We start from the raw sequence: 13,289 nt of genomic DNA, 5'->3' as shown, positions 1-13,289 counted from the left end.
CACGGCCCGCCCCGGCCCCGCCCGTGGGCGGCGTGACCGGCCGCGGCGGTGACCCCGCCCCGGCCGGTCATGGCGGTTCGGGTCAGCAGATCCGGGTGCGGCTCTCCATCGCCGCACGGGCGGTGTGCTCGCTCTCGTACACCTCGCACATGTGGCGGCCGTCGGGTGTCGCCGTGTGCTCGACCTCCCACAGGCTCGTCTCGCTGCCGTCCAGCAGCAGGAACGCGTGCTCGTAGAGCGTGAAACCGGCCGAGCGCCCGTCGACACGGCACTGACGCCCGAAGATCTGGGTGATGTGGTGGGCGAAAGCCGACCGGAGCAGCCGCGCCTTCCGCTCGCCCGGCCGGTCGGCGTTCTCCGCGCGGCGCAGCACCCGGCGGGCGTGGTCCGCGGAATTGTCCGGGGCGTACGTCCGGGGGAGCGGGGCCGACGGGGCGGACATCAGGAGCGTCAGCATCTCCAGCTCGCCCTGCCCCTCCTGCACTCCCTCGTCGCCGAAGGCCGGTGCGTCGGAGAGGCCTCCCGCGAGCCGGGACGCGGCGATGCGGGCGTCGCCCTCGTCCTCGTACAGCTCGTGCCGACGCGGTATCCGCACGTCCCGGCCTCCGCTGTGCACCAGCTCCCACAGGGTGAGGGCGGAACCGTCGGCCAGGAGATACGTGTGACGGTAGGTCTCCCGGTGCAGCGCGGAACTGTGGTGCGAGGAGTGCAGCGAACTGCTGTGGGCGAGCGCGGTGCCGAGGCGGTCGACCGTGCTGTCGGGAAGGTCGAAGGAGTTGAGGGCGCGTCGCAGGAGTCGGTCGAGGTGGTGCTCGGTTGTCTCGTACGGATCGCTCAAGGTGGTGTCTCCAGGCCGTCGCCGCGTGTTACTTGGTGCGTGCTTAACGTAGTCCCTGGGTCCGACATCGTGACCGGGGTTCGTGAAAACGTAGGGCGCACGCAGAAAGTTCCCCGCGTGTTCCCGGTGCATTTCGGGCGCTCGGGGTGAACTCCCTTGCGCAACCGCTGAGTCGGCCGCATCGCACGCCCCTCACGCACGCCCCTCACGCACGCCCCTCACGCACGCCGCGCGCGGTGGACACTGGCTCGGTCAGGCCGTCTGGGAGCGGAAGCTGTGGCCGAGTTCGGGGCCGAGTCCGTAGTAGTGGCGAAAGTTGTAGATCAGCGGGCTCCATGCGGCTGGGTCGATGTGCTGGGAACCGGAAACGATGATCCGGGGATCGGCGTGCACCTTGAGCACCTGGGCTTCGACGATGAGGAAGTCCCCGGTGGAATCGGGTTGGGCCCGGGCGACGCGGGCTTCCAGCTGCATCGGGCATTCGGCGACGCGGGGCGGCCGAACCAGCTCGGAGGGCTGAGGTCGCACACCGGCGGCGGCGAACTTGTCCGGCTCGAAACGGAAGGAACCGCGCTTGCCCGCCGGTACCGGGGTGCGCCCGGTCAGCGGCGCCAATCGCTCCACCGCCGGCCACTGCGCGGGTCCGGGGAGGTTGACCACCAGATCACGGCGGCTGCGGAGATTGTGCGCGGTCTGTCCCTCGGCGCCCAGACCGAGGACGATCACGTGGCCCAGCGCCCAGGCCGAGGACATCGGCGCAAGGTTGAAGGAGCCGTTCTCGTTCTCCGTGGAGAGCAGCACGACCGGCGTTCCGAAGTACAGGATGCTCGGGGTGACGGTTACGTGTTCGGACGGCAGGTCGGTGGGCACGCTGCTGGGCGTCGCGGTGTTCATGGGGCCGACCGTAGAGCGCGGACACTTCGGTGGAGGCCGAAGGATCGCAGGGAGACAATGGACGGCGATGAACAGCCATGACACTCACGTCGGGGGCCCTGACCTGGCCGCTCTGGCCGCGTTGCTGGCCGACGGCACCCGCGCCGACTTCTGCCTGGCCCTTCTGGACGGCCGAGCATGGACCGCGATCGAGTTGGCGCGCCATGCCGGAGTGGCCGCCTCCACGGCGACCGGGCACTTGAACCTCCTGGTCGGCGGTGGGCTGCTCACCCAGGAGCGCCAGGGGCGCCATCGCTACGTTCGCCTGGCCGACCCCGACACGGCCGAGCTGATCGAGAAGCTCGCCTCGATGGCGCCTCGGCGCGCCGATCCGCCCCGCTCTCTGCCCGCCGCCAACCGCGACCGGGCGCTGGCCCGCGCCCGCACGTGCTACGACCATCTCGCCGGCACTCTCGGGGTCGCGATCACCGAGGCGATGACCGATCGGGGGATGCTGGACTGGGAGCAGGGGCTGACGCTCACCGGCGACGGGACCGCCTGGCTCGCTGAACTCGGCATCGCGCTACCGCCCGCCACGCGGCGTCCGCCGGTTCGCTCGTGCCTGGACTGGACCGAACGCCGTCCCCACCTGGCCGGCGCCGCCGGTGCCGCCCTGTGCCGTCACGCCTTCGACGCCGGCTGGATCACTCGGATCGGCACAAGCCGCGCCGTCGCGCTCACCGACACCGGCGAGCGCGCGCTCACGGACCGCCTCGGCCTGGCCGTCGGGACGCACACTCCGGCCGGGTGAGCACCGGCCCCCCCGGACCGGGGCCACCGCTCCCCCTGTCCCACCGCGGCACGACCAGTCCTCGTTACCGACCCACGCTCCTCCATCCTGTCGTCACACTGCCGTCGTCGCCCGAAGGGCGGCCCTGCGGGGCAGGCGGCAGTGTGACGACAGGGCCTTAGCCGCCGTACAGCTCCGTGTACGAGAGGAGCCGGCCGCCCGGGCCCTCGGTGCTCCGGGCCGCGCGGACGGCCTTGACGATGGCCCGCGCCAGGACGTCGGCGCCCGCCGCCAGGATCTCGTTGACGGCGGCCGGGTCCCCGGGTGGCACCCGTGCCTTCCCGGTGGCCAGCGTGAACACGGTGTCCCCGTCGGTCAGCAGATGGACCGGGCGCACCGCGCGGGCCAGCCCGTCGTGTGCGGTGCCCGCCAGCTTCTGGGCCTGCGCCCGGGTCAGGTCCGCGTCCGTGGCGACGACCGCGATCGTCGTGTTGAACGGCGTGGCCCCGCCTCCGGCCGCCTCCGTCGCCTCCCGCTCCCGTGCGAGACGCCGCTCCGCCGCCGCGTGCACCTCGGCCGCAGGGTGGGCCGGCGGCTCCCCGGCCCCGTACTCCCCGAACAGCACCCCGGTCCGGGGGTCGACCACCGAGCCCGCCGCGTTCACCGCGACGAGGGCGGCCACCGTGACCCCGGAGCTGAGGCGGGTGCTCGCCGTGCCGATGCCGCCCTTGAGCTGCCCGGCCACCGCGCCGGCGCCCGCGCCCACGCAGCCCTCGGCCACCGGTTCCCCGGCCCCGGTGGATGCCGCCGCCTCCACCGCCGCTCGGCCGGTCGACGCGTCCGGGCGGGCCCGCCAGTCACCGCCCCGGCCGAGGTCGAAGAGGGCGGCGGCCGGGACGACCGGCACCACCTGGGTGGGCCCGGCGCCGACCCGGACGCCCCGCCCCCGCTCCTCCAGCCAGGCCATCACGCCGGACGCGGCGTCGAGCCCGTACGCGCTGCCGCCCGTGAGGACGACGGCGTCGACCCGCTGCACCAGATTGCGCGGGTCCAACGCGTCCGTCTCCCGCGTGCCCGGCCCGCCGCCCCGTACGTCCACGGCGGCCACCGCCCCGCCCTCCGGCGCCAGGACCACGGTCGTTCCGCTCAACGCGCCCGCACCGGTGACCTCGGCATGGCCGACGCGGATTCCGGTCACATCGGTCAGCGCGTCCAGCGGGACCGGGTGCCCGACGGCCCCCGCCCCGGGGCCCTCGGCGTCGTCCTCGGGGTTCACGGGAATCATCGTGCGGCTCCTCCGGTCGGGATCGGGCCCGAAAGGAGAACGGGCCCACGGGCCGCGAACGTACCGGCGGGCGGGGTGCGGCGGGCCCCGAGCGCCCCGCCCGGGCAAGGCAACCCTTGCGACTGTCCGGGCGACCCTCTCACCCTCTCACCCGCCAAAACGGGTTCAATCAACCCAAACAGTCCTACGGTGGCCGGGTGACCGAGCCCTCAGAAGCCACCGCAGCAGCCGAGCCCGACGCCCCTGACGGCCCCTCGGCCACGTCTCCCTCCGCTACCGGCCCCCGGTCCGTCACCACCCGGGCGACGCTCGTCGGCGTGGCCGTCTCCGCGTTGCTGATCCTCGCGATCGTGCTCGGCAGCCGCATGCTCCGCAACTTCGACTCGGCCCTCCTCCCCTACGCCGTGGCCACGGTCTTCCTCGCCTTCGGCGTCGCCTACCGCTACACCGTCTGGATCTCCGCCCCCGGTGCCCGACGCCTCTTCAAACAAGGCTGGCGCAGCCTCTTCTCGTACGAGAACTTCCGTCAGGCCCCCACCGCCCTGCCGAGGATGATCGCCACCTACCTGGGCTTCCAGAAGTTCCTCGGCGCCCGTTCCCACGCCCGCTGGGCTGCTCACCAGCTGATCTTCTGGGGCTGCGTCCTCGCCGCCCTGATCACCTTTCCGCTGACCTGGGGCTGGTTCACCTTCACCTCCGGCAGCGGATCGGGACCCGGCTACGAGATGCGGATCTGGGGCTTCAAGATCCTCGGCTTCGATTCCCTGAACATCCTCGGCTGGCTGATGTTCCACGGCCTGGACATCGCCGCCGTCCTCGTCATCCCCGGCGCCTCGTACTTCCTGTGGCGCCGCATGAAGGACCGCGGCGCCGCCACCGGCCAGCGCTTCGCCTACGACCTGGTGCCGCTGATCGCCCTCATCGTCATCTCCGTGACCGGCCTGCTGCTCACCTTCTCCTCGATCTTCCTGCACGGCGGCGGCTACCAGTTCCTCGCGATCCTGCACATGGTGTCGGTCGTCTTCACCCTCATCTACCTCCCGTTCGGCAAGTTCTTCCACATCGTCCAGCGACCGGCCGCGGTCGGTATGCAGCTGTTCAAGTACACCGGCCGCAAGGACGACGAGGTGTTCGCCTGCCGCCGCTGCGAGGAGCCCATCGACACCGGCCCCTACGTCGAGAACCTGCGCGGCACCATGCGCGACCTCCGGCTCGACTTCGACTCCTGGGCCGCATACTGCCCGCGCTGCAAGCGGGTGCTGCGCGGCAGCGCCTACCTCTCCCACGTGAAGAAGGGCTTCAAGTGACCGCGGAACCGCGAGCCGCCGCCGACCGCCGCACCTTCATCCCCCTGGATCCCTCCCTCGCCCCGCCCGGCACCCGCGCCTTCCGGGACGCCGGCGGCATCCCGGCCGACCAGTGGCATGCCGACCAGAACGGCGAGACGCTCGTCCCCACCCACTGCTGCTTCTGCGGCGTCCAGTGCGGCATGTATCTGCGCGTGGACCGGGGCGGCAAGGTCTTCGGCGTCGAACCCCGCAACCACGACATCAACCGGATGCGGCTCTGTCCCAAGGGCATCAACGCCTACCAGCAGGTCAACCACCCCGACCGGCTCACCGCCCCGCTGCTGCGCCGCTCCCGCGACGAGGAGTTCCGCGAGGCCTCCTGGGAGGAGGCGCTCGACTTCACCGTCTCCGAGATCAAGCGCATCCAGCAGACCCACGGCAACGACGCCTTCGGGCTCCTCGGCGGGGCCAGCCTGTTCTCCGAGAAGACCTATCTGGTGGGCAAGTTCGCCCGGGTCGCCCTCAAGTCCCGGCACGTCGACTACAACGGGCGCCTCTGCATGGTCAGCGCCGCCGGCGCCAACAAGCTCGCCTTCGGCATCGACCGGGCCGGCAACCCCTTCTCCGACATCCTGCTCACCGACTGCCTGCTCATCGCGGGCTCCAACGTCGGCGAGTGCTTCCCCGTGATGACCCAGTACGTCTGGGGAGCCCGGGACCGCGGGGCCGTCCTCATCGTCATCGACCCGCGCGAGACGGCCATCGCCCGGACCGCGGACATCCACGTCGCCCTCAAGCCCGGCACCGACTCCGCCTTCTTCACCTCCGTCCTGCACGTCGTCATCGAGGAAGGCCTCACCGACGAGGACTACCTCGCCGCCCACGCCACCGGCTGGGAGGAGGTCAAGGCCAAGGCCGCCGCGTACCCGCCTTCCCGCGCCGCCGCGATCTGCGGGATCCCCGCCGAGCAGATCGTCCAGGTCGCCCGGACCTTCGCCCGCGCGCCCAAGGCCATGGCCTGGCACGCCCGGGGCATCGAGCACCACTCGCAGGGCGTCGAGAACTGCCTCTCCGTGATCAACCTCTGCGCCGCCACCGGCCACATCGGCAAACCCGGCGCCGGCTACGGCACCATCACCGGCCAGGGCAACGGGCAGGGCGGCCGCGAGCACGGACAGAAGTCCGACCTCCTCCCCGGCGGGCGCTCCATCATGAACGAGGAGCACCGCCGCCAGATCTGCGAGATCTGGGGCATCGAGGAGTCCGAACTCCCGCCCGCCGGGACCTCCATGATGGAAATGGTCTGGCAGATGCAGCGCCGGGAGATCCGCGGCCTGATCGGCATCTGCAACAACCCCTTCGTCTCCCTGCCCAACTACCGGGTGGTCAAGGAGGGGTACGACGCCACCGAGTTCCACGCGCAGTTCGACTTCTTCCTCTCCGAGACCGCGGCCAACGCCCATGTCGTCTTCCCCGTCACCACCTGGGCCGAGGACGAAGGGGTGATGGCCAACGCGGAAGCCCGGGTCGTCAAGCACAACAAGGCCCAGGACCCGCCCCCCGGCGTCCGCACCGACACCTGGGTGATGTGCGAGCTCGCCCGACGGCTCGGCGCCGGCGACAAGTTCGACTTCCCCGACTCCCGGTCGGTCTTCGACGAGTTGCGCACCGCCTCCGCCGGCACCGTCAACGACTACTACGGCATCACCTACGAACGCCTGGAGGAGACCGGCGGCATCGCCTGGCCCTGCCCCACCACCGACCATCCCGGCACCCCGCGCCTCTTCGAGGACGGGAAGACCTACCACCCCGACGGCAAGATCCACCTCCAGGTCGTCGAATGGCACCCGCCGATGGACCCGTACGACGACGAGCACCCCATGTCGCTCACCACCGGCCGCACCGTCGCCCACTTCCTCTCCGGGAACCAGACCCGCAGGCTCGGCGCCCTCGTCGAACAGACCCCGCGCCCCTGGGCCGAGGTGCACCCCTCGCACGGCTTCCGCAACGGCGAACCCGTCCGCGTCGTCACCCGGCGCGGCAGCGAGGTCTTCCCCGCCCTGGTCACCGAGGCGATCCGCCCCGACACCGTGTTCATCCCCTACCACTGGCCCGTCCCCACCGCGGCCAACGCCCTCACCGTCGACGCCCTCGACCCCCGGTCCAAGATCCCCGAGTACAAGGTGTGCGCCTGCCGTATTGAGCACGCCGAGCGGATCGACGAGGTCCCCGCCCCGCCGGTCGCTCCCGGCCACGTCGCCTACCCGGAGACCCAGGTCTCCCGTACCGACCCGCTGCCTCCCACGGCCCCCCAGGGCCGTGGCACCTCGGAGAGGAGCTGAGGCCCCGTGATGGGCAGAACGATCTTCATCGACCCGGGGCGTTGCATCGGCTGCCAGGCCTGTGTCTCCGCCTGCCGCGAGTGCGACTCGCACCGCGGCACATCGATGATCCACCTCGACTACACCGACGAGGGCCACTCCGTCGCCTCCCTTCCCACCGTCTGCATGCACTGCGAGGACCCGGTCGCCCCGTGCGCCGAGGTCTGTCCCGCCGACGCGATCCTGGTGACCGCGGACGGTGTGGTGCAGCAGGCCGACACCACCCGCTGCATCGGCTGCTCCAACTGCGTCAACGCCTGCCCCTTCGGCGTACCGAAGATCGACCTTCAGGCGAAGCTCCAGATGAAGTGCAACCTCTGCTACGACCGCACCGCCTACGGCCTCGCCCCCATGTGCGCCACCGTCTGCCCGACCGGCGCCCTCTTCTACGGAACCGTCGAGGAGCTCCAGGCGGAGCGCCCCGGCGTCCAGGTCGCCGACACCTTCGTCTTCGGCGAGACCGAGGTCCGCACCGGCGTGGCCATGGTCGTCCCCGCCGAACGGGTCCAGTGGCCGGTCCCCGGCGGGCTTCCCGTCGTCGAGATCAACGGGAAGGACGTCCGCCGATGAGCGTCACCGATCAGCAGCCGGGTGGAGACCACCCTGCCGGGGGAGACCCGCGCGAGGCGCTCCAGGACCGGATCGCCGCCGACTCCCTCACCACCCGACGCGACTACCTCCGGATCGTCACCACCGTCTCCGGCGGGCTCGCCGTCGGCGGCATCGGGGTGGCCGCGGGCATGCTCCACCGCCACGGCGACGGCGAGGAGGGCAAGGCCCCCGAACCCAAGCGCATCGCCGGCGGGCTCCTGCCCGGCGAGTCGATCGCCTTCCGCTACCCGGGCGAGGAGGACCGGGCCGTCGCCGTCCGCCTCGACGACGGCACCCTCGTCGGCTACTCCGCCGTCTGCACCCACCTCGCCTGCGCCGTGCTCTGGCGCAAGGACCGGGGCAGCGAGGGCGAGCTGTACTGCCCCTGCCACGAGGGAGTCTTCGACGCCCGGTCCGGCGAGGTCACGGCGGGGCCGCCACCGCGCGGGCTGCCCAAGGTCGTGGTCATCGAGCAGGACGACGGCAGCGTCTGGGCCGTGGGGACCACCCGCTCCGGCGAGAGCGTCGAGGCGGGCCTCTGCCGACAGCTCGGCGGCGACCGCCCCGACCTCGCGTCCCGTATCGGCTGCCCCGACATCGGCGGCGGCGCCGAGTCCCCGCCCCGGGCCGCCGGTGCGCGCGCACCCTCCGCCACCGCCGAGAAACCGGGCAGGCGGTCATGAGCGACACCCCGCACCCCGAGCAGCCGCTGCCGCCCCCTGGCAGCCACTATCCCGCGTACCACCCGGGCAGCGCCGACCCCGCGCTGAACCGGCCCGTCCACGAGCGGTACCCGCAGATCCGCCCCACCAGCGGATACGGGGACCCTCGCGTCCGGCACACCGGCCCCGGGCCGGGAGCGGGCACCGACCAGGACCCGGTGCGCTCCTCGAAGCTGACCGCCCGGCTCACCCTGGCCATGACCGTCGTCATCGGCCAGCTCTGGGGACTGACGGTCCTGATCGACGAGTGGATGGAGGGCAACACCGGCACGGCCTGGTGGGGGGCCGGCTTCCTCTGCCTGTCGTTCCTCGTCGTGCTGGGCCTGTGGCGCATCGACCCGAAGGACCGCTGACGCCCGCCGCCCGGCTCCACGGCGGCCCACACCTCGTGATGGGCCGCCGTACCCTGGAGGCATGAGCGCCGCCCCCGCCCCCAGCCCGCGCGATGCGAAGCAGCAGCCGCACGAGCAGCCGCACCCGGAACCGAAGCCCAAGCCGGTTCTGGACTTCGACGATCCGCTGGACCGGCAGTCCGCGGACGATACGGACCAGGGGTGGGGTGAGCGGCCTCTCTCCGGCGGCAGCGCCGCCGACCTCGCGCGCTTCCTGGACGAGAAGCCGCCCCACCACATCTGAGCGACGTCGCCGCGCGTCAGGAAGACCTTGAAGCCCTCCAGCGGACCGGCCTTCTTCCCGCTCACGGGTGAGCCTTCGTCCCCATGGGCGGTGAGGGGAGCGCACTGCTCCGTCACCCATGGCGGGGAAGGCGGCGATGTCCGACCCGCGGACTCCCGCGGGTGAACCGAGAAGACTTCAGGTCGCATCGGACACCGCCACGGCCAGCCGCCCCGAAGCGCCCGCGCCCAGCAGCGCCGCGGCCGTCGACCGCTGCACGGACAACAGCACCAGCGCCCCGGCCTCCGCCCCGGGGCCGGAAACGTCCGCCGCGGGAGCGCCGGCGCCCGCGGCGGCGTGCGGCACCTTCGCCACCCGCACCCCTCGCGCCACCACGCGCGCTTCGCCGCCCGTGTCACCGACCGCGATCACATCGACCCGGTCACCGGGGCGCAGCAGCCGTACCGTCTCCGGGTCCGCGATCCTGACCGGGGCGGACACCAGCCGCACGGACGGCCTGCCGGCCCCCGGCGGAGCGCCCGGTGGGCCGGTCTCCCCGTCGGCCCCGTTCAGACCGGTGGTGGCCAGCGCGGCCCCCGCCAGCGCGAGCCCCGCGGCCGCCGCCCGCCGTCGGCGGCGCATCATCCGGCGCAGCCGGTCCGCGCCACCGCCCCGCACACGCAGGGGCCCGAACGGCCCCACCCCGCAGGGCGCGGGCACCGGCGCCGGGGGCGGGGGCGGAACAGGGCAACGGGACGGGAAGGGGGACACGGATGTGGACGTGGACATGGCACCACCTTGATGCGGGCGGACGAGGGCACGGGCAAGGGCAGGTGAAGGGAGGCAAGAAGAAGGGGAGTCCGGACCGGTCGAACCGGCCGAACTCCCCTCACTCTCCCGCGTCCGCGCAGATCCCGCCGAGGCCTGTGGACAGTCCTCGCACTGGGGACAACTCCGTCACCCGTTCCGGTGACGCCGTCCTGCCGGAGCGGCGGCGACGCCGCTACGGCAAGGCGATCCCCGTGTCGATCCCGTCCAGGGCGTGGGCGCACGCGCAGGTGCGGTTCTCGCTCCCCTGCAGCCCGGCCACCGCGTCGAACAGCACCGAGCGCAGCCGGTCCACGTTGGCCGCGAACACCCGGAGCACCTCCTCGTGCGAGACGCCCTCGCCCGCCTCGGCGCCCGCGTCCAGGTCGGTCACCAGGGTCATCGTCGTGTAGCAGAGGCCCAGCTCACGGGCGAGGACCGCTTCGGGGTGCCCGGTCATGCCCACGACCGACCAGCCCATCGCCGCGTGCCAGCGCGATTCCGCGCGGGTCGAGAACCGGGGGCCCTCGACGACCACCAGGGTGCCGCCGTCCACCGGCTCCCAGTCGCGTCCCCGGGCCGCGGCGAGCGCCGCCTTGCGCCCCTCGGGGCAGTACGGGTCGGCGAAGCTCAGGTGGACGACGTTGGGCACGGTCCCGTCGGCCCGGGTCTCACCGTCGTAGAAGGTCTGCACGCGGGCCTTGGTGCGGTCCACCAGCTGGTCGGGGACGAGCAGGGTGCCCGGTCCGTACTCCGGCCGCAGCCCGCCCACCGCGCACGGGCCGAGCACCTGCCGGACCCCTACGGAGCGCAGCGCCCACAGGTTGGCCCGGTAGTTGATGCGGTGCGGCGGCAGGTGGTGGCCGCGTCCGTGGCGCGGCAGGAAGGCCACCCGCCGGCCGCCGAGCTCGCCGAGGAAGACCGAGTCGCTCGGCTTCCCGTAGGGGGTGTCCACGGATACCTCGGTGACGTCCTCCAGGAAGGAGTAGAAGCCCGAGCCGCCGATGACACCGATCTCCGCTGAACTCCCGGTACCCGCCGTGCCCGTACCGGAGCCCGATTCGTCAAGTGCGTTCGCCATGCGGTCACCGTATCGGGAGGGATGATCCCCCGGAGGAACGACCGGACCCCGCCGAGTGGCCTCGGCGGGGTCCGGTGAGAAGCGGGTGGGGCGTACGCGGGCTCAGGCGGCCGACGTACCGCTCGACGAGGCCGGCGCGGAGGCCGACGACGAGGAGGAGCCGGACGAGGAGGACGAGGACGCGCTCGCCTTCGTGTCCGAACCCGACGACGAGGACGACGCGGAGTCGGACGACTTCGAGGCCGTCGACGCCGGTGTGCTGCTCGACGACGAGCCACGGCTGTCGTTCCGGTAGAAACCGGAACCCTTGAAGACGATGCCGACCGCGGAGAACACCTTCTTGAGGCGTCCGTCGCAGCTCGGGCACACGGTCAGGGCGTCATCGGTGAACTTCTGCACCGCCTCGAGGCCCTCGCCGCACTCGGTGCACTGGTACTGATAGGTCGGCACTTGCTCCTCCTGGCACTCTCACTCAATGAGTGCTAACGACGCTCCATACTGACGTATTCCGTTGAATCAGTCCACCGTGACCGGCTCGCGGTGACCGATCCCACGCGCGACGGTGCGCCCCGAGAGCCTCGGCGTCAGCCGCGAACGCAGGGCCAACAGGGTCAGCAGCGCCAGCACGGTTGCGGCCAGCGGCACCAGGAATCCGGTGCTCGCGCCCTGGGCGTCGGCGAGTCGCCCCGCCACGGTGACGGCCGCCGCCTGCCCGAGCGCCACGGCCCCCGTCAGCCAGGTGAAGGCCTCGGTGCGGGCGGTGGCGGGCACCAGCGCCTCGACCAGGGTGTAGCCGCTGATCAGCGCCGGGGCGATGCACAGGCCGACGAGCAGGCCGAGCCCGGCCAGCAGCGGCACCGAGTGCACGGCCCAGAGGCCGGAGGCGGTCAGGGTCAGCGCCACGTACCCGACGATCAGCCGGCGGCGCGGGCTGCTCTTCCAGGCGATGGCTCCGCAGGCGATGCCGGCCAGCATGTTGCCCGCCGCGAAGACCCCGTAGAGGACCCCGTTCACCCCGGGGTGGCCGATCTCCTCGGAGAACGCGGTCAGCGAGACCTGCATCCCGCCGAAGACGGCGCCGATGCCCAGGAAGGCGACGGCCAGGACGCGCACACCGGGCACGGAGAGCGCCGAGGCGTGCGGTTCGGTCGTGGTGGCCGCGCTGCGCGGGGCGGGCTGGGTGGCGCGCTGCGCGGCGAAGAACAGGCCGCCGACCAGGGTGAGGGCGGCTTCCGTGATCAGTCCGGCCGCCGGGTGCACGCCGGTGCACAGCGCGGTGGCGATGACCGGGCCGAGGACGAACGTGAACTCGTCCGTCACCGACTCGAACGCGGCCGCGGTGGACATCAGCGGAGAGGCGGGCCGGTCGGGGGTCGCCCCCAGCAGCGCCGCCCAGCGGGCCCGCACCATGGGGCCGATCTGCGGGATCGAGGCGCCGGTCGGCACGGCGGCGGCGAACAGCGCCCACAGGGGCGCGTCCGCCAGCGCCAGGACGGTCAGGGCGCTCACGGAGACGGCGTGGAGCAGCACCCCGGGGAGCAGGACGGCGCGCTGACCGAAGCGGTCGGCGAGCTTGCCGCTCTGCGGGGCGAACAGCGCCATGGAGACGCCGGAGACCGCCGCGACGGCGCCGGCGCTGCCGTACGAGCCGGTGGTGTGCTGCACGAGGAGGACGATGCCGATGGTGAGCATCGCGAACGGCTGCCGTGCGGCGAAGCCCGGGAGGAGGAAGGTCCACGCACCGGGGGTGCGCAGGAGTTGCCCGTATCCGGGGCGGTCGGAGACCGTGGTCGCCACGGTCCTTGCCTTTCTGCCGCCTGGTGGCCCTGCTTCCCGGCGCCCTTGTGGGGCGGGCTGGACGGAAGCGGCCGAGAGCTGTCCTCTTCGCGCGGAACTGCGGTAGATGCCGGGCGACTCGCTGCAATCGGCGGAGAAACGCCGGGCGAAGAGACACCACGACCGCCATACGGTCGCGCCAGCTCTGCATCAGACAGAGTTGGTCGATCAGATTTGCCCT

The 13,289-nt window shown here is 72.4% G+C and carries 14 protein-coding genes; 7 read left to right on the top strand and 7 right to left on the bottom strand.

The window, feature by feature from the left end; all coding sequences use genetic code 11:
• Window positions 1-82: 82 nt before the first annotated feature.
• Both DTB53_RS34325 and DTB53_RS34320 read right to left on the bottom strand, forming a co-directional pair.
• Window positions 83-838, bottom strand: a complete 756-nt coding sequence (locus DTB53_RS34325; protein ID WP_003968473.1) for a DUF6227 family protein — start codon at window positions 836-838, stop codon at window positions 83-85.
• A gap of 252 nt (window positions 839-1,090) precedes the next feature.
• Window positions 1,091-1,732, bottom strand: a complete 642-nt coding sequence (locus DTB53_RS34320) for a flavin reductase family protein (RefSeq protein ID WP_003968474.1) — start codon at window positions 1,730-1,732, stop codon at window positions 1,091-1,093.
• Between the two features lie 67 nt (window positions 1,733-1,799).
• On the opposite strand from DTB53_RS34320, the gene DTB53_RS34315 reads away from it, so the two are divergent.
• Window positions 1,800-2,522, top strand: coding sequence for a helix-turn-helix domain-containing protein (locus DTB53_RS34315; RefSeq protein ID WP_012380488.1), 723 nt, complete (start codon window positions 1,800-1,802; stop codon window positions 2,520-2,522).
• Window positions 2,523-2,679: 157 nt separating this feature from the next.
• Here the strand turns inward: DTB53_RS34315 and DTB53_RS34310 are convergent, their stop codons facing one another.
• Window positions 2,680-3,786, bottom strand: coding sequence for a P1 family peptidase (locus DTB53_RS34310; protein ID WP_012380489.1), 1,107 nt, complete (start codon window positions 3,784-3,786; stop codon window positions 2,680-2,682).
• A gap of 197 nt (window positions 3,787-3,983) precedes the next feature.
• Between DTB53_RS34310 and DTB53_RS34305 the strand changes: the two genes are divergently transcribed.
• The 6 genes from DTB53_RS34305 to DTB53_RS34280 all read left to right on the top strand — a co-directional run bounded on the left by DTB53_RS34305 (window position 3,984) and on the right by DTB53_RS34280 (window position 9,405).
• Complete coding sequence (locus tag DTB53_RS34305) at window positions 3,984-5,093, top strand: MFS transporter (RefSeq protein WP_012380490.1); 1,110 nt, start codon at window positions 3,984-3,986, stop codon at window positions 5,091-5,093.
• Window positions 5,090-7,417 (top strand): molybdopterin oxidoreductase family protein, encoded by a 2,328-nt coding sequence (locus tag DTB53_RS34300; RefSeq protein ID WP_012380491.1) that lies wholly within the window; start codon window positions 5,090-5,092, stop codon window positions 7,415-7,417. The genes DTB53_RS34305 and DTB53_RS34300 overlap by 4 nt, the downstream gene beginning before the upstream one ends.
• Before the next feature lie 6 nt (window positions 7,418-7,423).
• On the top strand, window positions 7,424-8,026 hold the full coding sequence (locus tag DTB53_RS34295; RefSeq protein WP_003968479.1) for a 4Fe-4S dicluster domain-containing protein: 603 nt from the start codon (window positions 7,424-7,426) through the stop codon (window positions 8,024-8,026).
• Window positions 8,023-8,730: a QcrA and Rieske domain-containing protein gene (locus tag DTB53_RS34290; protein ID WP_012380492.1), complete on the top strand. Its 708-nt coding sequence runs from the start codon at window positions 8,023-8,025 to the stop codon at window positions 8,728-8,730. Before DTB53_RS34295 ends, DTB53_RS34290 begins: the two co-directional genes overlap by 4 nt.
• Complete coding sequence (locus tag DTB53_RS34285; protein WP_012380493.1) at window positions 8,727-9,122, top strand: hypothetical protein; 396 nt, start codon at window positions 8,727-8,729, stop codon at window positions 9,120-9,122. Before DTB53_RS34290 ends, DTB53_RS34285 begins: the two co-directional genes overlap by 4 nt.
• A gap of 61 nt (window positions 9,123-9,183) precedes the next feature.
• Window positions 9,184-9,405, top strand: coding sequence for a hypothetical protein (locus tag DTB53_RS34280; RefSeq protein ID WP_003968482.1), 222 nt, complete (start codon window positions 9,184-9,186; stop codon window positions 9,403-9,405).
• Window positions 9,406-9,582: 177 nt separating this feature from the next.
• Here the strand turns inward: DTB53_RS34280 and DTB53_RS34270 are convergent, their stop codons facing one another.
• From DTB53_RS34270 to DTB53_RS34255, 4 genes are all read right to left on the bottom strand, one after another.
• Window positions 9,583-10,173 (bottom strand): RcpC/CpaB family pilus assembly protein, encoded by a 591-nt coding sequence (locus DTB53_RS34270; RefSeq protein WP_012380494.1) that lies wholly within the window; start codon window positions 10,171-10,173, stop codon window positions 9,583-9,585.
• Window positions 10,174-10,387: 214 nt separating this feature from the next.
• Window positions 10,388-11,272 (bottom strand): S-methyl-5'-thioadenosine phosphorylase, encoded by an 885-nt coding sequence (locus DTB53_RS34265; RefSeq protein ID WP_012380495.1) that lies wholly within the window; start codon window positions 11,270-11,272, stop codon window positions 10,388-10,390.
• A 102-nt stretch (window positions 11,273-11,374) separates the two neighbouring features.
• A complete protein-coding gene (locus DTB53_RS34260; RefSeq protein WP_012380496.1) occupies window positions 11,375-11,722 on the bottom strand; it encodes an FmdB family zinc ribbon protein in 348 nt (115 codons plus the stop codon).
• 66 nt (window positions 11,723-11,788) lie between these two features.
• A complete protein-coding gene (locus DTB53_RS34255; RefSeq protein WP_012380497.1) occupies window positions 11,789-13,069 on the bottom strand; it encodes an MFS transporter in 1,281 nt (426 codons plus the stop codon).
• Window positions 13,070-13,289 lie beyond the last annotated feature (220 nt).

It is taken from the genome of Streptomyces griseus, from assembly GCF_900460065.1.
Classification (GTDB): Bacteria; Actinomycetota; Actinomycetes; order Streptomycetales; family Streptomycetaceae; genus Streptomyces; species Streptomyces griseus.
This window is presented reverse-complemented; position numbering and strand designations above follow the sequence as displayed.